This window comes from Casimicrobium huifangae (assembly GCF_009746125.1).
In the GTDB taxonomy this organism is placed as follows: Bacteria; Pseudomonadota; Gammaproteobacteria; order Burkholderiales; family Casimicrobiaceae; genus Casimicrobium; species Casimicrobium huifangae.
Window position 1 is genome coordinate 2,604,265 of record NZ_CP041352.1, and the last position, 26,212, is coordinate 2,630,476.

Below are 26,212 nucleotides of genomic sequence, written 5' to 3' on the forward strand. Positions count from 1 at the left end.
AGGTCAGGCTGCAGAAGGTTTCAACGACTTGACGCGCGGTGCGAATACGCGTCGCATCGTGTCAAGTCGGCGCGAAATCCAATCAAACTGAATCGGCCATTCCGCTCGATCATCCATGTTGACATCGTTCCAGATTGTGACGATCCGCGACATCTTGCTATCCGGCAGTTCGCGCCAATCCAGTGGAAAGCCTGTCTCTTGTTGGATCGATTCTCGTTGCGCCAGCAAGGCGTTGAACGCCTCCTTCGGTGCGAAACCTGGAGGTTGGACGACAACAATTTCGACGCCAATCCAGCGCTTCTCCCTGGACGCAAAAACGTCCATGTTGATTCCCGAGCGCCCCAGAGCGCAGTTTACCCAGTGCTGGGGCGCTGGTTTCTGTGGTGTCACAGCGCCCCCACATCGCTTGATGTAGTCGCGCAACGCCGTCCAGTACTCAAGGTACAGTGACTGAGTCTCCGTCAATTCACTACTCCGCGCACGCTCAGCAACGCTTCGGCGCCAGTCGTTCGGCTTACTCACAATGTTGAACTTCGGTGCAACATTGTCAGAACCAACGAACTTCCAGAGTTCAATCTCCAGCAAGAAAAAGCTGAAACCGTCTACCGTGACTTCGTTCAGCCAGTCCACGGCAGCACGATGCTCTTCAGTCGAACGCTTGGCGATCCAGATAATCGTTCGGGCATCCAGGCCTGCGGCATAGGTCAGGATTTGTCCCAAATGTGGGTGATCGGTCGACTCAAGCTGATTTTCGATCAGGACATTCGTGCCGGTGGCAAGGTCCCTACACAAAATATCAGCGCGATACGGGCCGACACCCTGTTCCTGAGCCACCAACTCCAAATCCAGCCCTAGCGCCTCCGAAAGAATCGACAGGCTATCCTCCTCTGCGAGCCAGGGCGTGAAGTCAGCCGGTTCGGACGACCAGATGGTGCGAAGATCGTCAACCCTTTCAAGCTTGGCCAACGGCCGAGACAACGCCACGCTATTCGACCGCTTTCAACATCGCCTCAACCACGCCTTTGGCATCGCCGAACACCATCATGGTCTTGTCCATGTAGAAGAGTTCGTTGTCGAGCCCGGCGTAACCTGCTGCCATCGAGCGCTTGTTGACGATAACGGTGCGCGCCTTGTAGGCCTCAAGAATCGGCATGCCGTAGATCGGGCTGCCTTTCTGCAGGGCAAGCGGGTTCACCACGTCGTTGGCACCGAGCACCAGCACCACGTCGGTTTGCGCGAACTCGGAGTTGATGTCCTCCATTTCGTGCACCTGGTCATACGGCACTTCGGCCTCGGCCAGCAACACATTCATGTGCCCCGGCATGCGGCCCGCCACTGGATGAATCGCGTACTTGACGTCGACCCCCTTGGCGATCAGCTTTTGCGCAAGTTCCTTCACGGCGTGCTGCGCGCGGGCGACCGCGAGGCCATACCCCGGCACGATCACCACGCTGTCAGCGTTCGACAGCATGAAGGCCGCATCGTCCGCACTGCCGCTCTTGACCGGGCGCTGCTCCTTGCTGCCCGTCGCGGCGCCGCCCTCGCCACCGAAGCCGCCGAGGATGACGCTGATGAACGAACGGTTCATCGCCTTGCACATGATGTAGGACAGGATCGCACCGGACGAACCGACCAGCGAACCGGCGATGATCAGCATCGGGTTGTTCAGCGAAAAACCGATGCCCGCCGCCGCCCAGCCGGAGTAGCTGTTCAGCATCGACACCACCACCGGCATGTCAGCGCCGCCGATCGGAATGATGATGAGCACGCCGAGCAGGAAGCCGAGCGCGCAGATGATCGTGAAGTCGGTGAATGACTCTGAATGCCAGAAGCCAAAGATGAAGAACAGCGTCGCCAATCCGAGCACGGCGTTCAGCGCGTGTTGCCCTTTGAAAGTGACAGGTGCTCCCTGAAACAGGCGGAATTTGTACTTGCCCGAGAGCTTGCCAAAGGCGATGACGGAGCCGGAAAACGTGATAGCACCGATGAAGGCACCGAGCGCCAGTTCGATGCGATTACCGCCGGGAATCGCGCCGCCCTTTTGCGTGATACCGAAGGCGTAAGGCTCGACCACGGCAGCCACGGCGATACACACCGCCGCCAGACCGATCATGCTGTGCATGAAAGCAACCAGCTCGGGCATTTTGGTCATCTCGACGCGCTTGGCCATCACGGCGCCAATGCCACCGCCAACCACCAGCCCGCCAAGCACATAGCTGAGGCCAAGGGCCGACTCGCCTGCCAGCTTGAATATCAACGCTGCGGTCGTCACCATCGCGATGGCCATGCCCACCATGCCAAAACGGTTGCCCGTGATGGACGTGGTGGGGTGCGAGAGCCCCTTGAGTGCCTGAATGAAAAAGACCGAGGCGACAAGGTAGAGAAGAACAACGACGTTCATGCTCATTTGGCAACCTCCGGCTTCGCTTCAGCTTTTTTCTCTTTCTTCTTGAACATTTCAAGCATGCGTTTGGTCACCAGAAAGCCACCAAAGATATTCACGGCAGCCAGCGCCACCGCCAGCACGCCCATGGTCTTGCCGAGCGTGGTCTCGGTCAGCGCAGCGGCCAGCATGGCCCCCACGATGATGATCGCCGAGATCGCATTGGTCACCGCCATCAGCGGTGTGTGCAGCGCTGGTGTCACCGTCCAGACGACGTGATAGCCGACGTAAATCGCCAGCACAAAGATGATCAGGTTGATGACAATGTGTTCGACGCCGCTCACTTTTTATCTCCCGTCACCAGTGTGGCTGCGACGATGTCGTCGTCCATGTTGATCTTGAATTCACCGGTCTTGAAATCCACCAGCAGTTTCAGGAAGTCCAGCACGTTGCGGGCATAGAGCGCACTGGCGTCCTGCGGCAGCAGTGCCGCCAGGTTGGTATGCCCGACCAGCGTCACGCCATGCTTGACGACCACTTTATCCTTCTCGGTCAGCGGGCAATTACCGCCCTGCTCGGCCGCAAGATCGACGATCACCGAGCCCGGCTTCATCGCCTTGACCATTTCTTCAGTCACCAGCACGGGGGCCGGACGTCCAGGAATCAGCGCAGTCGTGATCACGCAATCGGCCGCCGCGACCCGCTTGGCGACCTCGGCACGTTGCCGTGCCATCCAGCTCTCGGGCATCGGTTTCGCATAACCGCCAACGCCTTGCGCCGTTTCGCGCTCCTCGTCGGTTTCGTAAGGGACGTCGATGAATTTCGCCCCGAGCGACTCCACCTGCTCTTTCACTGCCGGACGCACGTCAGAGGCTTCAATCACCGCGCCGAGACGCTTGGCGGTGGCAATCGCCTGCAGCCCGGCCACGCCAACCCCGAGAATAACCACGCGGGCAGCTTTCACCGTGCCCGCCGCTGTCATCAGCATCGGGAAAAACTTCGGGTAGTGGTTCGCCGCCAGAATCACAGCCTTGTAACCGGCGATGTTGGCCTGCGACGACAGCACGTCAAGGCTTTGCGCGCGTGTGGTGCGTGGCGCCCGCTCCAGCGAAAAGCCGTTGACGCCTTTGCCCTTGATCGCGGCGATGCCGTCGGCATTGAACGGGTTCAGCATGCCCACAAGATGGGTGCCACTTCTCATCGCAGCCAGCTCTTCAGCGCCGGGCGCGCGCACCTTGAGCACAATATCGCTGGCAGCGAGCACTTCTGCAGCGCTGGCACTGACCGTAGCGCCGGCCGCAGCATAGGCCTCATCCAGCAGGCTTGACGCAGCGCCCGCGCCGGACTCGATAGTGACTGAAAAGCCTGGAATGGCGACCAGTTTCTTGACGGTCTCGGGCGTCGCCGCAACTCGCGTCTCGCCAGCCGTCGTCTCCTTGATGATGCCGATTCTCATCGGGCACCTCCCCTTTTGTTTGACCAAAGCAGTGTAGCCGCTTTCCCGCGCGTTGCGCAGCGCTTCAGACGGGTTAACCCTTGATCGAATAATCGAGCATTCGCCGCGCCTTTTTTGCTGTTGCAGTTAAATTTGAGGATTAGGTTTCCGGAGGTACTTTTCATGCCCACAATCAACCGTCTGGCGCTGCGTGGCGTAGCCGCTGCAATGGGCTTCGCCCTGTCCGCCGCCGTCTTCACTGCTGGTGCCGCAACGCTCAAGAACGCTGCCCAGAACGACATCCTGACTGCCGACCCGCATTCCCAGAACCACGCCACCACCAACGCGATTCTGATGCACGTGTATGAGGGGTTGACTCGCTACAACGCCAAGTTCGAGGTGGAGCCAGCGCTGGCCACCAAGTGGACCTACATCTCGCCGACGCAGGTGCGTTTCGAACTGCGCAAGGGCGTGAAATTCCATGATGGCACGCCGTTCACCGCCGACGACGTGGTGTTCAGCTTCAACCGCATCAAACAGCCGCAGGGCACGATGCAGATCTACATTGCCGGCATCGGCGAAGTGAAGAAAGTCGACGACTACACGGTTGACTTCATCATGCCGGCGCCGAACCCGATCCTGCTGCGCAACATCATCGACTTCCGCATCATGAGCAAATCGTGGAGCGAGAAGAACAAGGTCACCAATATCCAGGATTACAAGGCGAAGGAAGAAACCTACGCCTCGCGCAACGCGATGGGCACCGGCCCGTACATGTGGAAGGCCTGGGCGCCAGAGCAGCGCATCGAGATGGTCGAGAACCCCAACTGGTGGGGCAAGAAGGACGGTAACGTCACCGCCTACACCTACCTTCCGATCAAGGCCGACGCCACTCGCATCTCGGCACTGATCGCCGGTGACATCGACATGTCGTCGGAAGTCCCGCCGCAGGACGTCGAGCGCCTGAAGAAGGACCCGAAGCTGAAAGTTCTGGAAGGTATCGAGGTTCGCACCATTTTCCTCGGCATGGATCAATGGAGCGATGAGGCGAAGTACACCAACGTCAAGGGCAAGAACCCGTTCAAGGACAAGCGTGTGCGTGAGGCACTGTCGCTGGCGGTGGACCGCGAAGCGATCAAGAAGTCGATCATGCGCGGCCTCTCGGTGCCGGCGGCCATCATCGTCGCGCCGGGCGTCAACGGCCACAGCAACGATATCGACAAGGCGGAATTCAACGTCGAGAAGGCGAAGAAGCTGCTGGCCGAAGCGGGCTATCCGAATGGCTTTGAGCTGACGCTGGACTGCCCCAACAACCGCTACGTCAACGACGAAAAGGTCTGTCAGGCGGTGGTCGCAATGTGGGCGAAGATCGGCCTCAAACCGAAGCTGAACTCGATGAACTTCGCGCCCTACATCGCCAAGATCCAGAACTTCGACACCAGCGTCTACATGCTGGGCTGGGGTGTGGCCACCTATGACGCGCTGTACTCGCTGCAATCACTGGTGCGCACCAAGACCACCGGTGCCGACGGCAACTTCAACCTGGGCCGCATCAACGATACGCGCCTCGACGCCATCATCGACCAGTTGAAGACCGAGCCGGACGTGACCAAGCGTAACGCCCTGATCCGCCGTGCGCTCGAGCGCACCAAGGAAGAGAGCTACTACGTGACACTGCACCACCAAATCCGTCCGTGGGCGATGAAGAAAGAAGTCACCACGCTGCACCGCTCGGACGACCGTCCGGAAGCGCGCTTCGCCAAGGTCTCGGGCGGCGGGTCCTGATCCGGGCAATCGGCCCAAACAAAAACAGGCGCTTCGGCGCCTGTTTTTACATGTGCAGAATGAGTTCCCCGAACATCAGCTTGTCGCTCAAACTCAGCCTACATAAGGCATCACGGCAAAAAATATCAGAAGTCGATAATTATAAAAATCCGCCGAAAAGCCCAGTTCATCTGCGGGTTGGCGAGAAAAGCTGCTGATCGCACTACACACCAGTCAGCAGGCAACGACCTTCTCCCATTTCCCGGCCTTCATGATGCCGACAAAATTTCTCTCGGGTTCGCACATCACGGTGATGTCCTGCGTCGGGTCGCCATCCACTACGATCAAGTCCGCGTACGCACCAGGTGCGATGACACCGAGTTTGCCTTCCTGATTGAGCACGGTTGCCGCCACGCTAGTGGCGCTTTGCAGTTGCTCCACCGGGGTCTGCACGCTCGCCCGAAGGCGCCACTCGCGCGCCTGCTGCGGATGCATGCTGCCGAGCAGATCGGTGCCAAAACCGATGGGCACGCCGGCGGCCTTGGCAATTGCAATGGCCTGCGTTCCCGCATCTTTCACGCGGTCCAGTTTGGCGAGCATTTCGTCGCTCCAAGCCAAACGTTTGCCCTCGTCGCCAAGCACGGCGTAGGTTGCCAGCGTCGGCACCAGAAACGCGCCGTGCTGCTTCATCACTTTCGCCGAGGCTTCGTCGAGCAGGTTGCCGTGCTCGATGGTGCGCACGCCGCACTGCACCGCGCGGGTGATAGAGCGCGGCGAGTAGGCATGCGCCATCGCGTAGGTATTCGCAGCAGTAGTTTCCTCGCAGATCGCGGTCAGCTCCTCCAAAGAATACTGGGTGCCGTCAATCGGATCGGTCGGGCTGGCCACACCACCGCCCGCCATGATCTTGATCTGGTTGGCACCGTGGCGAAGCTGCTCGCGCACCGCGCGCCGCACCTCCGGCACACCGTCGGCCAGCGCCGGGAATAGCCCGACACCGGCGCAGGTGCAGATGAATTCCTTGACGCCACGCGGCCGGATGTCGGCATGCCCGCCGGTTTGTGACAGTGGTGCGCCAGCGATGAACAAGCGCGGTCCGCGCAGGAAGCCGCGCTCGATGGCGAGCTGCACTCCGTAGTCTGCGCCAGCCGCGTCGCGCACGGTGGTAAAGCCACGCAGCAGCATCCCCTCCAGCACATGCGTCGCCTGCGCGGTGATGTAGGTTGGTGGCTGCATCGAGAGCTGCCAGACGTCGTGGTGAACCGCCATCACGTGCACGTGGCAATCGATGAGCCCCGGCAGCACGACACGGCCGCCGAGGTCAACCACCTCCCCGACCGGCACGGGACCACCGGGCTGGATCACCGCCTCAACGCGGCCATCAGCCACCACCACCGCAGCGACCGGACGCAGCACGCCCGCGAGGCTATCGAACAGCCGGAGATTGGTAAGAATTTGTCGCGACATGTCACATCCTGCACAGCGGCCCGCTGCCAGCAATCATCAATTGCTGACTAGAACGCGGCCAAAAAGGTAAAAAGACGGCTTCTGCGAGGAAATCATGCCAGACGCCCCTCCCGATCTGTTTCAGCGTGCCGCCGGTGGCGATTCCGCCGCGATGAGCACGCTCTATGCAGAACTGTATCCCGAAATCAAGCGGGTGGCACGTGCGCGTCTCGCCCAGGCAGGTGGCGTCACCGGTCTCAACGCTACCGCACTGGTGCATGAAGGTTTCATGCGCATGGCCGAGCGCAAGGGATTGCAGGGCGAAACGCGGGTGCAGTTCTTCGCCTATGTTGGCAAGGTGCTGCGCTCGATCGTGATCGACTTCGTGCGCGCCCGTGACGCCGAAAAGCGCGGCGGCGGCGCCACACTGATGACGCTGTCGCACGCCGATTCGGCACCCGATGGCTGGCTGCCCGCCGTGGATGTAGTGGCACTTGATCAGGCGCTCGAGCGGCTAAAGGCCGTCGATGAAGGCATGTACCACACTGCGGAGTTGCATTTCTTTTGCGGCATGACCATCGAGGAGACCGCCGAATCGCGTGGCATCTCGACCCGTACGGTCAACCGGGAGATCACCAAGGCGCGTGCGATGCTCGCCGAGTGGCTGGACGTTTCCGGCGAGCGCATTTGAGTCTGCCACAGGGCGGCGGCAGGCACCTGACGCAGTTTTTTCCGCAGCCGCGTCTTTGTAAGACACCATGAGCGACGCGGCCCCTCCTCCGTCTGACAACGAATTCGACGCAGCTTTCTGGAAAGCCGTCAACGCTGCTTTCGACGAAGCCCTCGAATGCGACGACCTGACGCGACCGGGGTTCATGCGCTCGCTGTCCGACCGCGATCCGCGGGTAGCCAACGAGGTGCGGCGGCTACTCGGCCGCGCCCACGCGCAGACGCTGGCGACAGATTTTGTCCGCGACAAGCCGCCGCGCCCGCCTGGCCTGACCACCGAACTCTCCACCGTGCTCGGCGCGGTGATGGGAGACGGCGGGGAACGCGGCTTTGACGGCCTGCTGCAGCGCGCGCTGCGCGCCGAGCGCGCCCGTAGCGAGAACACCCGCAGCTCCGGCGAGCTGTGTGGCGCGTGGAGACTGCAGGAGGTCATCGGCGTCGGTGGCATGGGCGAGGTATGGCTTGCCACCCGCGCCGACGGGCTCTATCAGGCCAAGGCCGCCGTCAAGTTCCTGCGCACCGATGGCGATGCCGAGCGCTTCGAGGCCCGATTCGCGCAAGAGCGGGCGTTGCTGGCAAGGCTGAATCACCCCGGCATCGCACGGCTCATCGACGCCGGGCGATTGTTCGGGCAGCCCTTCCTGGTGCTCGAATATGTCGATGGCAAACCGTTGCTCAACTACGTGGCCGAACAGGCACCGACGGTCCAGGCACGCATCGAGCTGATCCGCGAAATCGGTGAGGCGGTCTCCTATGCCCACTCGCAACTGGTGGTGCACCGCGATCTCAAACCATCGAACGTGCTGGTGACACCGGGCGGCCACGTCAAGCTGCTCGACTTTGGCGTCGCCGGGTTGCTCGATGACGCCGATCATGATGAAGCCACTTCGTCCGAGGCGACGCGCATCGGCGGTCGCGGTCTCACCGTCGAGTACGCCGCGCCGGAGCAGATCACCGGGGACGCGACTGGAGTCGCCAGCGACATCTATTCGCTCGGCGCGCTGGCCTATCACCTGCTCGCGGGCCGCCGCGCGCACTTGCCCGAGAAGCATGGCCGCGCAGCGCTGGAACACGCGGTACTGCACACCACGCCCGACCGCGTCTCGCATGCGGCCGCCAGCACGCACCACGTCACTGCCCGCGACAACATCCCGCCGCCGTCCGATCCGGCGCGGCTGGGAGGTGACATCGACGCCATCGTCGCCCGCGCCATGCGCATTGATCCTGCTGACCGCTACCCGTCGATGGAAGCCTTCGTCGCCGATCTGCGCCGCTGGATGGAACGGCGCCCGATCGCCGCGCGGCGTGAGGACCGCAGCTACCGCACGCGACTCTGGCTGCGCCGCAACTGGCTTCCCGTCAGTCTCACAGCAACCCTGTTTGTGGCGCTTGGCGCCGGTCTCGCGCTCTCGCTCTGGCAGTATCAGCGTGCCCGTGCAGAGGCGACACGCGCCAACAAGACGGCCGACTATCTTGTCGAACTGCTCGGCCGCGCAGATCCTGATCTCCATGGCGGCAAATGGCCGTCCGCCCTTGATCTGCTCGACGAAGCGGCTCGTGACAGCAAGCTGCGCTTCCGCGATGAACCGGTCACCGAAGAGCGCCTCGCACGGCTGTTCGCCGGTATCTATCGCTCGCTGTCGCGCGACAACGACGCCCTGCCGCTGGCGCGGCGCGCCCTGGCGCTGTCTACCGAGTTGTACGGGGAGAACTCGCTCAACACCCTGCGTGCGCGCGGGCTGCTGGCCTGGGTGCTGTACTGGTCGGACGACTACACCGAGGCGGTGAGCGTGATGCAGCCGGTCATGGATCGGGCTGCCAGATTGCTGCCGGCCAAGTCACCCGAGCTGATCGAAATCCAGCTCCGCTATGCCAACATTCTGGCGGGCGTCTACCGCATCGACGAGGCAGAAGGGCATTTCCGCGCCGTCATCCGCGAATACCAGACCACTACCGAACCGCTGCCCAACCGTGCCTGGCGCATCGCCGACGCCGAGGGCGACCTGGCCGCGGCCTACACGCGCGCCGGTCGCTGGCAGGATGCCCTCAACCTGCTGCGCAGGAACGCGCAGCTTTACGCCAGCCCGCCGGCAAACGACCTGAAGACGGCGCTTAATCATCAGGGCAACCTGATCACCGTGCAGAACGTGCTCGGCGACCCGCGCGGCGTGGAGCAGACCATCCTCGAGCTGATCGGCCGCTGGCAGCGCCTGGCTGGCGAGCGCAGCGAGCGCATCGACGAGCTGCTCAACGATCTCGGGCTCTATTACGTGCAGGCCGGGCTCGGCGCCGAGGCGCTGAAGACCTTCGAACGCCTGCTGGAGCGGGCAACGGCGCATGGCGACAGCGACTCGTCCAACCAACTGCGCAACCAGCTCGATCTGGTCGAGATTCGGGCCCGCTTCAACATGAGTCCGGCACCGGAGCTGCTGGACAAGCTGGACGCGCTGACCGGGCAGATATTGACGCAGGTTTCTCCTGATTCACCCCGTCTGCGTCAGCTGCTGCTGCGGGCGGCGATGGTGGCTATCGCGCTCGAGCAGCCGGACAAGGCAGAAGCACTGTCCGCCAGCGCCCGCGAGAAAGGGCGTGACAAGGCACCGGCCAACGCCACCCGCACCGAAACCGCATTGGCCAGCATCGCGCGCATGCGTGGCCAGTACGACGCCGCCATCGGCCAGATCGAGCGTCGCCTGCAGGATTACGAGAAAAAGGGCGAGCGGGTTTCGCTGCGCCACGCCTTTGTACTGATCGATCACGCCTACGTACTGGCGCTGCGCGGCAAACCTGCCGATCGCCCATTGGCACAAGCCTCGCTCGCGCAGGCGCGGGCGGCGATCCCGGAGGGTCTGCCGCCGACACACCGCGTGTTTGCGCAGTGGAATTACGTCAACGCGGCCGCTCAGGCGGGCTTCGATTCACGAGACGCCGCACGCTATCGTGACGAGCTGGCCCCCCACTTCGGGCGAACGGCCGCCACCATGCCGAAGGTGCTGAGCGGATTTTTCGTGCTGCCGTAGCGGTCACCACTTCGTCGCGGTAGCTGCGGTCGCACAGCATCACCAAAAAAGTTGGCCGGTGACGTCGCAATTTCCCTTGACGCTGCGTCTGTCACCATGAGCCAGTTGCGCAACCTCGACTGCCGCTGGCTCAGGTGACACTCTCCCCGGAGCTGTTGCCAACCCCGATGCTTGCAGCGCATCGGTCAGCGTTGCCGCGCTCCGCGCGGCGCCGTGTGCGTCAGGCAGCTCCTCCCTGCCTGCGTGCGAAATCTGGAGCTCATCCCCGGATGAGCTCTTTTTTTGCCCGTTTCGGATGACAGCTTTTTAGCAAAATTCCCACTGGATAGGGCATACGGGCTATTTTTGTTAAATATCGACTTTAGGCAATAAAACAACTGTAGCCCTCACTGAATGGAACTTCCGCAGAAAAGCCAATGAGCCGTTTCGCCGGCATAAGCTAGATTTATCCGACTAAATCCAACATATTGCGCAATTATTTTGCTTGAAAATTGGTTAATTTGGCATGTACAGCAATTTTGTTGCTTGCGATAAAATCGCTGCATCGCAACAAGGAATGATCATGCCTGCTTCGCTCAATCGCCAAATCGATGACGTCCGCATCAAGGACATCTTCGAGCTCGCCCCGCCCTCACATCTGCTGCGTGAGTTCAAGGTCAACGAGACGGTCGAGCAACTGGTGTTTGACACCCGCCGCGAAATTCACAAGGTATTGCACGGCGCCGATGACCGCCTGGTGGTGATCGTTGGCCCCTGTTCGATTCACGACAAGAAGGCAGCGCTGGAATACGCCAAACGCCTCAAGGCGTTGCGCGACGAGCTGAAACACGACCTGATCGTCGTCATGCGCGTCTACTTCGAGAAGCCGCGTACGACGGTGGGCTGGAAAGGCCTGATCAACGATCCGCATCTCGATGGCAGCTTCAAGATCAACGAGGGCCTGCGCCTGTGCCGCGAGCTGCTGCTCGACATCAACGAGATGGGCGTGCCGGCGGCGACCGAGTTCCTCGACACGCTGACGCCACAGTATTACGCCGACCTCATCTCCTGGGGCGCGATCGGCGCCCGCACCACCGAGAGCCAGGTGCACCGCCAGCTCGCCAGCGGCATGAGCTGCCCGATGGGTTTCAAGAACGGCACCGATGGCAACATCAAGATCGCGGTTGACGCCATCAAGGCCGCCGCAGCGCCGCACTTCTTCCTGTCGGTCACCAAAGGCGGCCACAGCGCCATCGTGTCGACCAACGGCAACGAGGACTGCCACGTGATCCTGCGCGGCGGCAAGGCGCCCAACTACGACGCCGCGAGCGTCGAAGCTTCGGGCGCCGAGCTCGGCAAGGCGGGTCTGCCGCAACGCATCATGATCGACTTCTCGCACGCCAATTCCAGCAAGCAGCACGACAAGCAGATCGAGGTCTCGGCCGATGTCGGCCGCCAGATGGCCGCGGGCGACGAGCGCATCTTCGGCGTCATGATCGAATCGCACCTCAATCCAGGCCGCCAGGACCTGACACCGGGTAAAGAGCTGGCCTACGGCGTCTCCATCACCGACGCCTGCATCGACTGGGCGCAGACCGAAGGCGTGCTGCGCCAGCTCGCGGCCGACGTGCAGAAGCGCCGACTGGCGCAGCCGGAGTAGCGCCTAGGTCTTGCGGCCGGACAGCGCCGCAAACAGGCCCAGACCGATAAAGGAGCATCCGGCAATGGTGCGACCGGTCTTGCCGGCACCGCGATGCCGGGCAAGCCACGGCGCAATGCTGCCGGCCGCAATGGCGTACACGGCGTCACTCGCCGAGGCGATCAGCACAAACAGCGCACTCAGCACCACTGCCTGCGTAGCTGCGGCACCGCCCGCGCCATGCTCGGTCATGAATTGCGGCAGGAAAGCCGAGAAGAAGATGATCGTCTTCGGATTGAACAGCGCCACGATGAAGCCATCGCGAAACAAGGGCCACAGCGGCACTGACTCGGCCTTCCCGGCGCGCAGCGCGGCGTCCACCGCTGCGCCTGCCTTGTCGTCACTGGTCGCCCGCAGCGTCTTCACCCCAAGATAGATCAAATACGCGGCGCCGACGTACTTGAACACCGAGTAGATCAGCGCTGAGGCCGAGAACAGGGCCGCCAGGCCAACACCCGCCGCGATGCCGTTGACCAGCGAACCGGTGGAAGCGCCGGCGACCGACATCAGCCCGGCGCGCCGGCCCTGCGAGAGGCTGCGCGCGACGACATAAAGCACCACGGGGCCCGGGATCACGGCGAGCAGGAAGCTGGCGCCGATAAACACGCTGAGCGTGGACCACGGGGGCAAAAGACTGACGAGGCTGGTATCCATGAGCCGCAGCATACATCGACGCGCTGGGCAGCCGTCTGGCCAGCGCGTCACCACCACTGCGGCGGCTGCCATAAACTCGCTGCATGCCCCGCATCGAGTCAACTTACCAGCGCCCCTGGTGGCTACCCACCGGCCATCTGCAAAGCATCTACGCGCAGTACCTGCCCCGCGCCCGCGTTGCATATCGCCGGGAGCGGCTGGAGCTCGACGATGGCGACTTTGTTGACCTCGACTGGGCTGACGCAACTGACGCCGCGCAACCGCTTCTTGTCTTCTTTCACGGACTGGAGGGCTCCAGCGATTCGCAATACTGCCGCAACACCATGGCCGAGGCCAATTCGCGCGGCTGGACCGGCATGGTCGCGCACTTCCGCGGTTGCTCGGGCGAGCCCAATCGCCTGCCCCGCTCGTATCACTCCGGCGACAGCGAACACTGTGACATCGTCCTCCACGAGATGCGCAAGCGCTTTCCTGAGCGCACGATTTTTGCTGTTGGTGTTTCGCTCGGCGGCAATGCGCTGACCAAGTGGTGCGGTGAACAGGGTGAGATGGCCAAGGATGTCATCGCGGCGGCAGCATCGGTATCGAACCCGCTCGACCTTGGCATCTCGGCGGAGGCCATTCTGCACACCCACAACTGGGTGTTCAACACCTACTTCATGCGGGCGATGGGTGAGAGCTACGCCAAGCGCATGGAGCAGCATCCGCATCTGCGCGAAAAGGGGTTCCTCGCCAAACCAAAGAGCTTTTCGCAGTTCGATGAGCACTATACGGCGCCGACACACGGTTATTCGAGCGCATGGGACTACTACCACCGCGCTTCGTCCCGCGGTTTCATCCCAAACATCAGACTACCTTTCCTGCTGCTCAACGCAATGAACGATCCGTTCGTTCCTGCGTCACTGTTCCCCAACGAATGGGAAGTACCGGACAACGTGGTGCTGGAACAACCGACGGACGGTGGTCACGTCGGGTTCGTCACGGGGCCATTCCCGGGGCGTCTGGACTGGCTGCCGAAACGGCTCTGCGAATTCTTCATGTCGAATCTGCCGTAGAACGGACAACTCGTTGCCCACGCGGTCTGCCAAGGCCACAAAGATGCACACAGAATCGGTCGTGCAGCGACGCGCGGGCAAGCAGTTGCCCACCCTACAATCTCTGGCATGACCACCCGCCCCGCCCTCCCCCCCGAAATCTTCAAGGCCTACGACATCCGCGGCATCGTTGGCAAAACGCTGACGCCTGACATCGCCTATGCCGTTGGCCAGTCGCTCGGCACGCTCTCGCTCGAGCGCGGCGCGAGTGCAATTGCAGTCGGACGCGATGGCCGCCTGTCTGGGCCCGCGCTCTCGCAGGCGCTACGTGACGGCATCACCTCCACCGGCTGTGACGCCATTGATCTGGGGCTCGTGCCGACGCCGGTGTCGTACTTCGCGGGCCATCATCTCGGCACCGGCTCCTGCGTCAGCGTGACGGGCAGCCACAACCCGCCCGACTACAACGGCATCAAGATGGTCGTTGCCGGCGAGGCGATCTGGGGCGACACCATCCAGTCGATCAAGACGCGCGCCGAGTCGGGCGACGTCAAGTCCGGCAGCGGCAAGCAAAGCGCTGCCGATATCAAGCAGGCCTATATCGACCGCATCGTCGGCGATGCCAAGCTCGCGCGCCCGATGAAGATCGCGGTGGACTGCGGCAATGGCGCAGCAGGTGAACTCGCTCCGAAAATCTTCCGCGCGATGGGCTGCGAAGTCGTCGAGATGTTCTGCGACATCGACGGCAACTTCCCGAACCATCACCCCGATCCGTCGAAGCCGGAGAACCTTGAAGACCTCATCAAGGTGGTGCGCGAGACCGACGTCGAGCTCGGTCTGGCCTTTGATGGCGACGGTGACCGCCTCGGCATCGTGACCAAGAACGGCGACATCATTTTCCCCGACCGTCAGATGATGCTGTTCGCCGGCGACGTGCTCTCGCGCAATCCGGGTGCCACCATCATTTACGACGTCAAATGCACACGACTGCTCGACAAGTACATCCGCGACCATGGCGGCGAGCCGATGATGTGGAAGACCGGGCATTCGCTGGTCAAGGCGAAACTCAAGGAGACTGGCGCCCCGCTGGCTGGCGAGATGAGCGGCCACATCTTCTTCAAGGAGCGTTGGTACGGCTTCGACGACGCCATCTACTGCGGCGCCCGGCTGCTCGAAATCGTCTCAAAGTCAGCCAACCCGAGCAGGGTGCTCGAAGACTTGCCGAACGCGCCCTCGACGCCCGAACTGAACCTGAAGTGTGCCGAAGGTGAGCACTTCACACTGATGGAACAGCTCAAGGCGAAAGCAGAGTTCACCACCGCCACCCGCATCGCCACCATTGACGGCCTGCGCGTCGAGTACGCCGACGGCTTCGGGCTGGCACGGCCGTCCAACACCACGCCAGTCATCGTGCTCCGTTTTGAGGCAGACACGCCGGCAGCGCTCGCTCGCATCCAGGATGACTTCCGCGCCCAGTTTGCGCGGGTCAACCCCGAAATCGTGTTGCCGTTTTAGCCGTACACTTTCGGCCAGTTTTTCGGAGGAACTTACGTTATGCGTCTCATCAAAACCGCCGCTGCGGTCGCCGCAGCTCTCGCAGCCAGCGTCACCTTTGCACAGGCCTATCCCAGCAAGCCAATCCGCCTGGTGATTCCGTTCGCCCCTGGCGGCAGCACCGATATCGTCGGCCGCATCATGGCCGCCAAGTTGTCCCCGCTGCTCGGGCAACCGGTGATCGTCGAGAACAAGGCGGGCGCCGGTGGCTCGATCGGTGCCGCGGAAATCGCCAAGTCGCCGGCCGACGGTTACACCATCGGCATGGGTTCGGTGTCGACGATGGGCACCAACATCGTTGCCTACAAGAACAACAAGCTTGACCCGATGACCCAGTTCACCCACATCACCAACCTCGCGTCGGTGCCGGGCATCATCATCGTCAATAAGAACTTCCCGCATCAGGACTACAAGTCATTCGTCGCGGCCCTGAAAGCCAATCCAGGCAAGTTCAGCTACGCGAGCTCAGGCGCGGGCGGCGTAGGCCACCTCGCGATGGAGCTGTTCCTGGTCGAGACCGGCACCGATGCCCAGCACATCGCCTACAAGGGCGCTGGCCCGGCCGTGACCGACGTGCTCGCCGGCAACGTGCCAATCATGTGGGACAACCTGTCCTCCTCGCTGGCGCAAATCAAGGCGGGCAACTTCATCCCGATCGGACTGGCGTTCCCGAAGCGCATCCCGCAGCTGCCCAATGTGCCGACCTTCGCCGAGCTGGGTTTGAAGAGCTACGAGGCCGACACCTGGTTCGGTCTGGTCGGCCCGGCCAACATGCCGAAAGACATCGTCAAGAAAATCTACGAGGCCTCGATACAGGCCTTGAAAGATCCGGACACCGTCAAGAAGCTTGAAGAAAACGGCGCCTTTGTCATCGGCAACACGCCGGAGCAGTTCAGCGACCAGGTCAAGCGCGAGGTCGCCAAGTGGAAGCGCGTGGTCGACGCCAAGAAGATTTCGCTGGAACTCTGATCCTCTGGATCGCTTTGTGCATGCAGAAAGGCCCGGTTTCGGGCCTTTCTCTTTTACTGGTTGAAAGTCGCTTATGCCCGTCGCCGCCCTGCGTTGCCTGCCCGTTCGAACCATCTGCCGCCTGCTTGTCTCGCTAACGGTCGCATGCTCAGCGACCACAGCGTTCGGACAGCAGACGCCACCGCGCCCGCTGAAAGCGGTCATCATCAGCATGTTCCCACCGGAGGCAAAGCCGTGGATTGCACCGCTGAAGCTGGAGCAGGAGATCCCGGTGCCGGGGCTGTTGCCCGAGTCAAATGCGATTCGCTGCAATGCCGATGATGTCTGCCTGATGATTGCCGGCATGGGTCACGCCAACGTCGCGGCTTCAGTGATGGCGCTGACGCTGGACCCGCGCTTCGATCTGCGGCAAACGTACTTTCTGGTCGCCGGCATCGCCGGTATTGACCCAGCGCAGGGCACCACTGGCACAGCGACCTGGGCGCGCTATCTGGTGGACGTTGGCATTGCGCATGAGATCGACGCCCGCGAGATGCCGAAGGGCTGGCAGCGCGGTTACCTCGGCATCATGACCAAAGGCCCCGGCGAGAAGCCGAAGTTCGAATATCACACCGAGGTCGCGCAGCTTGATGAGGCGCTGCTGCAAAAGGCGCTGGCCCTGTCGCAAGGTGTCACGCTGGCCGACAGCGACAAGGCGAAGCGTTACCGCGCCCACTATCGCAAGGCGCCCGCGAATAAGCCGCCAACGGTGAAGCAGTGCGACACACTGGGCGGCGACACCTGGTGGCACGGCCATCGCCTCGGCCAGCACGCCCGCGACTGGACCAAACTGCTGACCGATGGTCGCGGCACCTACTGCACCACGCAGCAGGAGGACAACGCAACGTACAACGCGCTGGCTCGCGCTGCGGCGGCGGGCAAGGTGGATATCAAACGTCTGGCGGTGCTGCGCACGGCGTCGAACTTCGACCGCCCCTACCCCGGACAGTCAGCGTATGCGTCACTGATGGCTTCAACCAACGGCGGCTCCGGCGGCTTTGGTCCGGCCACCGAGAATCTGTTCCGCGTCGGCAGCCTGCTGATCAATGACATCGTCAGCCATTGGTCGGCATGGCAGAACGGCGTGCCGCAACCATGACGATCAGCCGGTAGCCCCGGCTGAGCCGGCCGCCTGCCAGGCAGCGACGAAGCCAGACCGGTGATTGGCATACATCTTTTCGGTGAAACGACCATTTCGTTGGGCCTACCGCCGCAAATAGGCGGAAGTCGACAAGCATCAATAACCCGCTGATAGCCCAATGCAAATGAGGCTCTCGGTAAAAAGCTGAATGGCTCCAGAGGGAGTGACGGCTCAGGCCTGGCGCGATGCCATTTGCAGGTGCCGCACCAGAATCTCGTTGACCCGATCAGCCGCCTGAAACATCGCCCCGTGCCCGGCGCCGGCCAGCTCGTGGTAGTCGGCCTGCGGCAGCCAGTCGCGCACGCGCACGATGTGTGATCGCCGGATATCGGTGTCGTGGTCGCCCCAGACCAGCAAGGTGTTGCGCATTACCTTTCCGGCCTGACGATAGGTCTCGGAGTAATCATCCAGCGCGTCGCTACGCAGAAATGACGCAAAAGCGCGATCAAATCCAGGCTGCAACAACTGCTCCTGAAACAGTCGTCCGTAGCGGTCGGCGTCCGGCGCCCCCGCCCACAGACGCGCGGCCCGCTCGGCCGCTTTCTTCAGCACCACATACTGCACGAAGAGCTGGCCCGCCACCGGCAGCCGCGCGGTGCGCAGCATCGGGTGCCCCTCCTCAAAGCGCAACACCGGCGCGATCAGCGCCAGCGACGCCACCTGCTTTGGGAACGCCACGCAATAGCCGGCTGCCACGGCGCCGCCGAAAGAGAACCCCGCCAGATGCAGTGGCAGCGGCACCGCAAGGGCTTCTAGCAGTTCCTGCAACTGCCGCCGGAACAGCGCGCGGTCATATTGCACCGCCGGTGCCGCTGAATGGCCCTTGCCGTACATGTCGTAGCGCAGGGTGCGGAAGCCGGCGCCGTGCAGCGCCGCCATCTGGCAGTCCCACGTCCACATCGGGATGGTGCCGCCGTGAACCAGCAACACCAGCGGGCCAGCCTCCGGCCCGGCAAGCTCATAAGCCGTCATCCCATCGGAAAGCTGGACAGTTGCCATACTCGTCCCCGCAGCGGATGCCTGTCGTGGCAGTGTATGCCGATCTCTGCCCGGATTGGGGTTTTTCTTAGGCAGTCACGGTGGCGAGCTGGCTGCTGCCACCGCGCTAGACTGCCGTGATGCTGAGCCTCGACCAAACCCTCCTCTATCTGCCGGCGGTCGCCATCATCATCGCGATTCCCGGGCCCGACATGCTGCTTTCGCTCTCGCGCGGGCTCACTCAGGGGCGGACCGCCGGCTGCGCGCACGCCTGTGGCGCGGGCGTTGGCATCATGGGCCATTCGCTGCTGGCCGCGTTCGGCGTCAGTGCGTTGCTAACCGCCAGCCAGACGGCGTTCTGGGTGATGAAGCTGGTCGGTGGTGCCTACCTGATCTATCTCGGCATCCAGCAGTGGCGCAGCGCCGCCGTCGGCACCGCGCTGGTGACCGCGAAGCCGGCACCACTCCGGGTGATCTTCATGCGTGGCGTGCTGAGCAATCTGCTCAACCCGAAGGTTGCCCTGTTCGTGCTGGCTTTCGTGCCGCAGTTCGTGCGGGCAGGTGAGGGCGCTTCGAGCCCGCTCATACAAATGCTGCTGCTCGGCGCGATCTTCTCCGTGCTGACCATCATTGCCTACAGTGCACTCGGCGCCGCGGCTGGCAGCGTGAACCGCTGGCTGGCCACCCACCCAGCCTGGCTGCGCGGCGTCAACCGTGGCAGCGCCGGACTGTTCGTGGCCTCAGGCGCCGCCGTCCTGCTGCTCGACCGGCGGCAATAGCTTTTTGGCGAAAGCCCCAATCGGATTGGGCTCAGTGCCACATTTCGTCAAAAGTCGAGCCCGGAACGCGCCGCAGCTCGCGGGCACAGCGATTTGGGGAAACGCTGAATAAGTCCGGGTGATGCAGCGCGCGGCGGATTGGGATGAGCGGTGAGCCCAAGTCCGACGATGCAATGCGCACGTGGGATTTGTTCAGCGTTTCCTCAGGTCACGGCAACAGCGCCAGACCACACTGCCCATTCAGATAAGTGCGGATCAGCGGCCAGGTGTTGCGCGTCGCGGCCGGCCCCAGCGCGCCGGTGATGACAGCGTCACCGGTCAAGCCAAGCAAGGCACGCACAAGCAACAGGCCGTCGGTGCTGGCCAGCACTTGCCCGTCGCCATCAATGTCGAACGCCAACGGCGGCCCGGAGGGGGTATTTTGGGTGTCGATGAAGCTTGCGATGGCGCCACCGGTCGTGCGGCTGGCGCACGCCCGGAACGACTGGCCCACCACCAGGGCCGAGCCTGTCATGCCAGCAAGACGGCGCACCGCCAGCAGCGAGTCAGTGCTGTCGACCAGACCGTCGCCGTCGATATCGACGCTGCACGTGCTGCCGGCGACGTAGCCGCCGCAGTGGTACAGCCGCAGATTGAAACTGCCGGTGGCATCGGCAGAGCTGCCGTAGGTGGTGGCATCGATGTAGTGGGTGCCGGTCTGGGTGAGCTGGTGCTGCACGATCCGCGAATTGCGGTTCACGGTCGATACGATGTCGTCGTTCTCGGCCAGCACGCGCTTGTCGGGCCCGAGCAGATAGACATAGGTGTCGAGCACATTGGGCGCTGCGGTGGTGCTGGTCATGTCGATTGACACGACGTCACCCGCGTTGCCTGCAAAACTGTAGCGCACGGTGTTGAACGCCGGGCCGCGCACGCCGCCGTGGCAATAGTTTTCCGGATGGTCAACGTCGAGGCTGCCGCTCTTGGTCTCGCCAAACAGAATCGGCGTGACCGAGTTGCAATCGACCTCGTTGATCGTTACGTTGATCGACGCCGGCGCCACGATTTGCGTTCCACCGGAGATCGTGTAGAGGCGCAGCGCGAAGGCGCGTGTGCCCTGCTCGCCGCTGCGGGCGATGATGGGCACCGTCACCGTACGGTCACTGACGTCGTTGGCCGCCCAGGTGAGCGTGGTTGAACTTGGCGTGCCGTAATCCACGCCCGCGAGCGCCGTTCCGGGGTCGGCGACCACGCCGACGGTGACCGCCTGCGACGGGTTGCCAATGCGACTCACCGTCACCACCAGGTTGCCGTCGTTCTCGCGCAGCGTCACTGCGGGCTCGTTCCAGCCGATGCGGACGACGCTGCCAGTCAAGGCATCCAGCGAGCGCCGGGCATCCAGCAGGCCGGCACCGCAGATGCTGGTGGTACAGGTGCTGCCCACCGGGAAGGGACGCGCGGCGGACTTCAGCGCCAGTGCCACCTGATTGACGTTGAGCGCGGGCATCAGCGCGCGCATCAGGCCAACCGCTGCAGTGACGTGCGGCGCGGCCATCGATGTGCCGCTCTTGAAGCAGGAGACATTGGTGCTGCCCGCACCGCCTGTAGAAAGAATATCGACGCCAGGTGCCGTGATCACCACGCCAGCGCCGTAATTGCTGAATGACGCTTTTGCACCCAGGGTATCGGCCGCCGCGACCGCGACAACGCCTCGGCAGTTGGCCGGCGCGAAAATCGCAACATCCTGATTGGTGTTACCGGCCGCAGCCACCGGCACCACCGCAGCCGCACGCAAGGCATCGACCGCCTCCTGATAGGCAGGTCCGCAGGAGCCGCCGGATGCACCGAAGCTCATATTGACGGCGACCGGAATATTGGGATTGACCGCGACACCGGGCACCGTATCGCCGGCCATCCAGTGCATCGCGTCAATCGCATCGGCATCGGTGCCGCTGTAGCTGAGCGCACGAGCAATAAGAAGCTTGCTGTCAGGTGCACCGCCCGCAATCCCAACACCGAGACCGGCGAACGCTGTCCGTGCACCGATGGTGCCTGCCACGTGCGTCCCGTGCCCGCACGTACTGGGCAGCTGCTCGGGGTCATCGTCACGGCCGTCGCCATCTCCTGGCGTTTCGGGTGTCGAATAAAAGTCATAGCCACCGTTCGGGAACAGCGGATCCCGCCGCAACTGTCCCACAATCTCCTCGTTGCTGCCCGAGATACCGGCATCGATCACGCCGATTGTTTGACTGGCCGCGCCGCGGGTGATGTCCCACGCCGACACAAAGTTGGCGCCCTCTGCCGATCCCGGCACGTACTGAAAGCCCCATTGCGACGGAAAATCCGGATCGGTAGGCACCGCCTGCGGCCGAATGGTGCGATTCGGCGCTGCATAGCGCACCCCTTCCAGACGCGACACTGTCGCCGCCATCGCCTCGGCGTCACCCAACCCCATCGGCTGGTCGAAGCGCAACAGTTCGGCGCCACTCGCCAGCGTGCGCACATACGACACCCGCACCCCAATCGGGGCCAGCAGCGAACTGATTCGCGCCAGACGCGTTTCACGCAGCGCTGCGGCCGGCAACGCGAGACCAGCGTCGGCTTCAAACTTGACGATCAGGCCCAGCACGTCCCGCGCATCCGTCGCCTTGGCACTGTTGCCGGATGGCGAGTTCACCGTCTTCGGCGCCGCCGCGCCAGCAACCCCTGCTGCCAGCACCACGACCGCGAGCAACAGCGCTGAAACTGATCGCACGGGCGACCGGGAGCCAGGTGCTCCAGACACCATCGTGCTGCCAACCCGCTGCCCGAGTCCTAGAAATTCGCGCCGCAGGTCGTGTTCAGCCATGACTGGATGTTAGTCCATGAAGTTCGGCTCGCTCCGCCTTCAGACGCAAGCCCGAGGCCGTTGGTCACCGCAGAACCGGTGAGTCCGAGCATGGCGCGCAGGATCACCGCACCATCTGTCGCGGGCAGCGTCGCGCTGCCGCCGGTGGCGTTGTAACCCGCAGCGTTGTAGCTTGCGTTCGTCGCCGCATAGATTGCGCTGGCAGTCGTATTCGCGGCGCATGTGCCCGCGAGGCCCGCAAATGCAGATTGCCCGAAACCCAACATGCGCCGCATGATCGCGACACCATCCGTAGCCGCATCGAACAGACCATTGTTGTCCACGTCAAGGTTGCAACCAGGCACGCCGCTGCTGGCGGACACATTGCGCGTGACGGCGGAAGTGACATTGGCGAACGACTGCGCGGGAATCCGGTTGCTGCCCACCATCGGTGAATGCAGCCGGCCGGTCCATCCGCTGGGCACCGTGCAGCTATACGCCCCGGAGGCATTTGACGCGGTGCAACTCACGCCAGCCGAAGGTTGCGCGCAGAAACTGACACCGGCCACACCGGCAGCGCCATTGGTGATGGTGCCGGAGATGGTTGGCAAAGCCGTCGCCGGGCCATAAATATTCACGCAGCCCGCGATGTCGTCTGCCTGCAGATTGCTCTGCGCTACATACGAAGTTAGCGGCGGCCCTGACATCACGACATTGGAAACGTCAGAGTGCTTGAGCCCGAGCAGATGTCCCAATTCGTGGACGATGGTGACGGCCAAATCGGGGTTGTACGTGTTGTTGAGCGCAACATCCCCTTCAATGATCGGGCCTGGCTCAGGCAAACTCCAACCGATGCCGGCGACGCCAGTTTGTGGGGCCGACTGCGCTTGCCAGCCAACGACATTCACGCCGTCAAAAGTCGGAGAAGGATTGACCAGCGTGGGAGTTGCCGTCGACGTCCCGTCATAGATGAAGGTCACATTGCAGACTGCAGTCCACTTTGCCATGGCGGTCTGAATCACCGCCAGTGCCGCCGCAGAACTGGCCACGATACTGCCAGGCCGACCGCTGTCGTTGTAGCGCCAGTGCACGATGCCGCCGGGCCATCCCGTGGTCTCCGTATAACGAATGAACTTCGGTTCGTCATCCGCAGCATCGAATCGCCTTGATCGCAACTGCGCGGGTCTGGGCGCAGCCTCGCCGGATGTCTCGCCACGAACCGTAGCGTCGCGCTCGTCCAGCCGAACGGCTTGCGTACTCGCGAGCACGCAAACGGGTAACAAGCAGGTTGCGGCGAAAAGCAGCGAAGCGCGGAGACAGTGCATCAACAGCCGGCACCCATGTTTGTATGCTGGAAGCATATTTTAGATTCAGAGCAGACTGCACGACAACGCCACGCACGGCATCTCGGGCGGGGCCATGGGACAGCTAAACTGTCATTGCATCCCCTGCTCTGTGCCACCGTGATCATCCACTCCCTCCTCGACACCGACCTCTACAAGTTCACCATGATGCAGGCGGTGCTGCACCAGTTTCCCGGTGCGCAGGTGGAGTACCGCTTCAAGTGCCGCAACGAGGGGGTGGCGCTGGCGCCGTTTGCCGATGAAATCAATCGTGAGGTGGATGCGCTGTGCGCCTTGCGTTTTGCCGATGATGAGCTCGACTACCTGCGTTCATTGCGCTATGTGAAGAGCGACTTTGTCGATTTTCTGGCGCTGTTTCACTTCAACCGCAAGCACATCGACATCCGCGCTGCCGGTGACGATCTCGCCATCGAGATCAAGGGGCCGTGGCTGCACACGATCCTGTTTGAGATCCCGATCCTCGCCATCGTCAACGAGGTCTACTTTCGCCGCACGCAGCCGGTGCCCGACCTTGAGGAAGGCCGGCGCCGCCTCGCCGCCAAACTTGATCTGGTCAACGCGCTTTCGCCAGAGCTTGGTTTTTCGTTCGCCGATTACGGCACGCGGCGCCGTTTTTCGCACACCTGGCAACGCGAGGTGCTGAGTACGGTCAAGGCCCGCACGCAGGGTGCGTTCGTAGGCACCAGCAATGCGTATTTCGCGAAAGAACTCGGTCTGCTTGCGGTGGGCACCATGGCGCACGAGTGGCTGCAGGCGGCACAGGCGCTGGGGCCGCGGCTGCGTGACTCGCAGCGCTGGGCATTCCAGAAGTGGGCGGATGAATATCGCGGCGACCTCGGAATTGCACTCTCGGACGTGGCCGGCCTGAACGCCTTCATGCGCGACTTCGACATGTACTTCTGCAAGCTGTTCGATGGCGCGCGCCATGACAGCGGCGAACCCATCGCCTGGGGTGAAGCCATCATCAGTCACTATCTGGCAAACCGTGTGGACCCGAAGACCAAATCGCTGGTGTTCAGCGACGGGCTGAGCTTTCCGCGCGCCATCGAAATCGCCCGGCACTTTCAGGGACGCGCCAAGACCGCGTTCGGCATCGGCACCAATCTCACCAATGATCTCGGCTACACGCCGCTGCAAATCGTGCTCAAGATGGTCCGCTGCAACGGGCAGCCAGTAGCCAAACTCTCCGACACCCCGGCAAAGACGATGTGCGACGACGCGTCGTATCTGACCTACCTGAAGCAGGTGTTCGAGATCGCCTGATCGCGTGCCCTCAGACGCGTGCTTGCGCGCGCCACGTGCATCACTGCAGCGATCATCTTTTCTGCCGGTAGCAACGTTCTGGCGCCATCGCATCGCGCGAGCAAAGCGACAGCCGCTACCCGGAAAATTCAGGGTAAACAGGAGGAATCTTCATGTCGAAAGATCAGGCTGCGGTCGCCACCGTGGATCAAACGCGTCGCCAGCTATTGCTCGCCGGCGTTGGCACAGCGGGTGCCGCAGCGTTTCCCGCGTGGGCTGCCGAGTACCCCGAGCGCCCCATCACCTTCATCTGCCCCTGGCCCGCCGGCGGCACTGCCGACCAGACCATGCGTGCACTCTGCGTCGCTGCGGCGAAGGTGCTCGGACAAAGCATCGTGGTGGAAAACCGTGTCGGTGCCTCGGGCATGCTGGGTGCCAAGGCAATGGCCAGCGCCAAAGCGGACGGCTATACCATCGGCCAGATTCCGATTTCGGTGACCCGCTTTTCGCAGCTCGGCACCATCGCACCGGACCCGCTGAAAGACTTCACCTACCTTGCCCGTACGTCCGGGCAGGTGTTCGGGATCGCAGTGCAGGCGAACGCACCGTGGAAGACGCTCAACGAATTCGTCGCCCATGCCAAAGCCAATCCGGGTGCGGTGACCTACGCGCACGCTGGCGTTGGTGGTGCCACCCATGTTGGCATGGAGGAATTCGCGCTGGCGGCGAGCGCACAGTTCCGCCACATCCCGTTCAAGGGTGGCGCCGAGGCGCTGCAGGCACTGATCGGCGGCCATGTCGATGCACTGGCGGACTCCAGCTCCTGGGCGCCACACGTCGAATCCGGCAAACTGCGGCTGCTCGCCACCTGGGGCGAGACGCGGGTGCCGCGCTTCAAGGACGCGCCCACGCTGAAGGACGCCGGCTACAACGTGGTGGTCGATGCGCCCAACGGCATCGGCGCGCCGAAAGGCCTGGATCCGGCGATCACCAAAAAACTCCGCGACGCGTTCCGCATTGCGGTGGCCAGCCCCGAGTTCAAGTCCGCGTGCGACAAGATTGACGCACCAGTGCTCTACCTTGACGGCCCCGACTACGAGAAATATGTCATGACCATGATGCAGCGTGAAAAGCTGTTGATCGAGCGCCTCAAGCTCAAGGAATTGATCAAGAGCTAGCCGGGCTGGAGCAGTCCTG

At 62.7% G+C, this 26,212-nt stretch carries 20 protein-coding genes; 11 read left to right on the plus strand and 9 right to left on the minus strand.

Annotation, left to right across the window (positions count from 1 at the left end; all coding sequences use genetic code 11):
• Positions 1-3: 3 nt before the first annotated feature.
• Genes FKL89_RS11825 through FKL89_RS11840 form a run of 4 tightly spaced genes read right to left on the minus strand, consistent with a single transcriptional unit; the run spans position 4 to position 3,839 of the window.
• Positions 4-966 (minus strand): DUF4268 domain-containing protein, encoded by a 963-nt coding sequence (locus FKL89_RS11825; RefSeq protein ID WP_238363339.1) that lies wholly within the window; start codon positions 964-966, stop codon positions 4-6.
• 19 nt (positions 967-985) lie between these two features.
• Entirely contained in the window at positions 986-2,407 is a 1,422-nt protein-coding gene (locus FKL89_RS11830) for an NAD(P)(+) transhydrogenase (Re/Si-specific) subunit beta (RefSeq protein ID WP_156862942.1), read from the minus strand.
• Positions 2,404-2,727: an NAD(P) transhydrogenase subunit alpha part 2 gene (locus FKL89_RS11835; RefSeq protein WP_156862943.1), complete on the minus strand. Its 324-nt coding sequence runs from the start codon at positions 2,725-2,727 to the stop codon at positions 2,404-2,406. Before FKL89_RS11835 ends, FKL89_RS11830 begins: the two co-directional genes overlap by 4 nt.
• On the minus strand, positions 2,724-3,839 hold the full coding sequence (locus FKL89_RS11840; protein WP_156862944.1) for a Re/Si-specific NAD(P)(+) transhydrogenase subunit alpha: 1,116 nt from the start codon (positions 3,837-3,839) through the stop codon (positions 2,724-2,726). The genes FKL89_RS11835 and FKL89_RS11840 overlap by 4 nt, the downstream gene beginning before the upstream one ends.
• Positions 3,840-4,001: 162 nt before the next feature.
• Between FKL89_RS11840 and FKL89_RS11845 the strand changes: the two genes are divergently transcribed.
• Positions 4,002-5,603: an ABC transporter substrate-binding protein gene (locus tag FKL89_RS11845; protein ID WP_181955193.1), complete on the plus strand. Its 1,602-nt coding sequence runs from the start codon at positions 4,002-4,004 to the stop codon at positions 5,601-5,603.
• Between the two features lie 213 nt (positions 5,604-5,816).
• Here the strand turns inward: FKL89_RS11845 and FKL89_RS11850 are convergent, their stop codons facing one another.
• Positions 5,817-7,049: a metal-dependent hydrolase family protein gene (locus FKL89_RS11850; protein WP_156862945.1), complete on the minus strand. Its 1,233-nt coding sequence runs from the start codon at positions 7,047-7,049 to the stop codon at positions 5,817-5,819.
• A 94-nt stretch (positions 7,050-7,143) separates the two neighbouring features.
• On the opposite strand from FKL89_RS11850, the gene FKL89_RS11855 reads away from it, so the two are divergent.
• From FKL89_RS11855 to aroG, 3 genes are all read left to right on the plus strand, one after another.
• A complete protein-coding gene (locus tag FKL89_RS11855) occupies positions 7,144-7,719 on the plus strand; it encodes an ECF-type sigma factor (RefSeq protein WP_156862946.1) in 576 nt (191 codons plus the stop codon).
• Between the two features lie 67 nt (positions 7,720-7,786).
• A complete protein-coding gene (locus tag FKL89_RS11860) occupies positions 7,787-10,777 on the plus strand; it encodes a serine/threonine-protein kinase (protein WP_156862947.1) in 2,991 nt (996 codons plus the stop codon).
• Between the two features lie 562 nt (positions 10,778-11,339).
• The gene (gene aroG, locus FKL89_RS11865; RefSeq protein WP_156862948.1) at positions 11,340-12,416 is read left to right on the plus strand and encodes a 3-deoxy-7-phosphoheptulonate synthase AroG; all 1,077 of its coding nucleotides are present in this window, start codon (positions 11,340-11,342) and stop codon (positions 12,414-12,416) included.
• 3 nt (positions 12,417-12,419) lie between these two features.
• Here the strand turns inward: aroG and FKL89_RS11870 are convergent, their stop codons facing one another.
• Complete coding sequence (locus FKL89_RS11870) at positions 12,420-13,109, minus strand: LysE family translocator (protein ID WP_156862949.1); 690 nt, start codon at positions 13,107-13,109, stop codon at positions 12,420-12,422.
• Positions 13,110-13,192: 83 nt separating this feature from the next.
• Here FKL89_RS11870 and FKL89_RS11875 point away from each other — a divergent pair, with 83 nt between their 5' ends.
• The 4 genes from FKL89_RS11875 (at position 13,193) to FKL89_RS11890 (ending at position 17,804) form a co-directional block, all read left to right on the plus strand.
• Positions 13,193-14,164, plus strand: coding sequence for a YheT family hydrolase (locus FKL89_RS11875; RefSeq protein ID WP_156862950.1), 972 nt, complete (start codon positions 13,193-13,195; stop codon positions 14,162-14,164).
• 108 nt (positions 14,165-14,272) lie between these two features.
• Positions 14,273-15,658 (plus strand): phosphomannomutase/phosphoglucomutase, encoded by a 1,386-nt coding sequence (locus FKL89_RS11880; RefSeq protein ID WP_156862951.1) that lies wholly within the window; start codon positions 14,273-14,275, stop codon positions 15,656-15,658.
• 39 nt (positions 15,659-15,697) lie between these two features.
• Positions 15,698-16,666 carry a Bug family tripartite tricarboxylate transporter substrate binding protein gene (locus tag FKL89_RS11885; protein WP_156862952.1) on the plus strand — a complete coding sequence of 323 codons (969 nt, stop codon included), beginning with the start codon at positions 15,698-15,700 and terminating at the stop codon, positions 16,664-16,666.
• Between the two features lie 73 nt (positions 16,667-16,739).
• Positions 16,740-17,804 carry a purine-nucleoside phosphorylase gene (locus FKL89_RS11890; RefSeq protein ID WP_156862953.1) on the plus strand — a complete coding sequence of 355 codons (1,065 nt, stop codon included), beginning with the start codon at positions 16,740-16,742 and terminating at the stop codon, positions 17,802-17,804.
• 213 nt (positions 17,805-18,017) lie between these two features.
• On the opposite strand, the gene FKL89_RS11895 is transcribed toward FKL89_RS11890, so the two are convergent.
• Positions 18,018-18,845, minus strand: a complete 828-nt coding sequence (locus FKL89_RS11895) for an alpha/beta fold hydrolase (protein WP_156862954.1) — start codon at positions 18,843-18,845, stop codon at positions 18,018-18,020.
• Positions 18,846-18,964: 119 nt separating this feature from the next.
• Here FKL89_RS11895 and FKL89_RS11900 point away from each other — a divergent pair, with 119 nt between their 5' ends.
• Complete coding sequence (locus FKL89_RS11900) at positions 18,965-19,603, plus strand: LysE family translocator (RefSeq protein ID WP_156862955.1); 639 nt, start codon at positions 18,965-18,967, stop codon at positions 19,601-19,603.
• Positions 19,604-19,811: 208 nt separating this feature from the next.
• On the opposite strand, the gene FKL89_RS11905 is transcribed toward FKL89_RS11900, so the two are convergent.
• Both FKL89_RS11905 and FKL89_RS11910 read right to left on the minus strand, forming a co-directional pair.
• On the minus strand, positions 19,812-22,430 hold the full coding sequence (locus tag FKL89_RS11905; protein ID WP_156862956.1) for a S8 family serine peptidase: 2,619 nt from the start codon (positions 22,428-22,430) through the stop codon (positions 19,812-19,814).
• Positions 22,397-23,692 (minus strand): matrixin family metalloprotease, encoded by a 1,296-nt coding sequence (locus FKL89_RS11910; protein ID WP_162527499.1) that lies wholly within the window; start codon positions 23,690-23,692, stop codon positions 22,397-22,399. Before FKL89_RS11910 ends, FKL89_RS11905 begins: the two co-directional genes overlap by 34 nt.
• A 180-nt stretch (positions 23,693-23,872) precedes the next feature.
• Between FKL89_RS11910 and pncB the strand changes: the two genes are divergently transcribed.
• Both pncB and FKL89_RS11920 read left to right on the plus strand, forming a co-directional pair.
• Positions 23,873-25,036, plus strand: a complete 1,164-nt coding sequence (gene pncB / locus FKL89_RS11915; protein WP_156864679.1) for a nicotinate phosphoribosyltransferase — start codon at positions 23,873-23,875, stop codon at positions 25,034-25,036.
• A 152-nt stretch (positions 25,037-25,188) separates the two neighbouring features.
• Positions 25,189-26,193 carry a tripartite tricarboxylate transporter substrate binding protein gene (locus FKL89_RS11920; protein WP_156862958.1) on the plus strand — a complete coding sequence of 335 codons (1,005 nt, stop codon included), beginning with the start codon at positions 25,189-25,191 and terminating at the stop codon, positions 26,191-26,193.
• Positions 26,194-26,212: the final 19 nt, after the last annotated feature.

Bases quoted from the DNA above. Each gene is read 5' to 3' on its own strand.
- FKL89_RS11905 (WP_156862956.1), bottom strand. From the start codon at position 22,430: ATGGCTGAACACGACCTGCGGCGCGAATTTCTAGGACTCGGGCAGCGG.
- FKL89_RS11920 (WP_156862958.1), top strand. From the start codon at position 25,189: ATGTCGAAAGATCAGGCTGCGGTCGCCACCGTGGATCAAACGCGTCGC.
- FKL89_RS11880 (WP_156862951.1), top strand. From the start codon at position 14,273: ATGACCACCCGCCCCGCCCTCCCCCCCGAAATCTTCAAGGCCTACGAC.
- aroG (WP_156862948.1), top strand. From the start codon at position 11,340: ATGCCTGCTTCGCTCAATCGCCAAATCGATGACGTCCGCATCAAGGAC.
- FKL89_RS11830 (WP_156862942.1), bottom strand. From the start codon at position 2,407: ATGAGCATGAACGTCGTTGTTCTTCTCTACCTTGTCGCCTCGGTCTTT.
- FKL89_RS11875 (WP_156862950.1), top strand. From the start codon at position 13,193: ATGCCCCGCATCGAGTCAACTTACCAGCGCCCCTGGTGGCTACCCACC.
- FKL89_RS11855 (WP_156862946.1), top strand. From the start codon at position 7,144: ATGCCAGACGCCCCTCCCGATCTGTTTCAGCGTGCCGCCGGTGGCGAT.
- FKL89_RS11870 (WP_156862949.1), bottom strand. From the start codon at position 13,109: ATGGATACCAGCCTCGTCAGTCTTTTGCCCCCGTGGTCCACGCTCAGC.
- FKL89_RS11900 (WP_156862955.1), top strand. From the start codon at position 18,965: ATGCTGAGCCTCGACCAAACCCTCCTCTATCTGCCGGCGGTCGCCATC.
- FKL89_RS11895 (WP_156862954.1), bottom strand. From the start codon at position 18,845: ATGGCAACTGTCCAGCTTTCCGATGGGATGACGGCTTATGAGCTTGCC.
- FKL89_RS11860 (WP_156862947.1), top strand. From the start codon at position 7,787: ATGAGCGACGCGGCCCCTCCTCCGTCTGACAACGAATTCGACGCAGCT.
- FKL89_RS11885 (WP_156862952.1), top strand. From the start codon at position 15,698: ATGCGTCTCATCAAAACCGCCGCTGCGGTCGCCGCAGCTCTCGCAGCC.
- FKL89_RS11890 (WP_156862953.1), top strand. From the start codon at position 16,740: ATGCCCGTCGCCGCCCTGCGTTGCCTGCCCGTTCGAACCATCTGCCGC.
- FKL89_RS11845 (WP_181955193.1), top strand. From the start codon at position 4,002: ATGCCCACAATCAACCGTCTGGCGCTGCGTGGCGTAGCCGCTGCAATG.
- FKL89_RS11840 (WP_156862944.1), bottom strand. From the start codon at position 3,839: ATGAGAATCGGCATCATCAAGGAGACGACGGCTGGCGAGACGCGAGTT.
- FKL89_RS11850 (WP_156862945.1), bottom strand. From the start codon at position 7,049: ATGTCGCGACAAATTCTTACCAATCTCCGGCTGTTCGATAGCCTCGCG.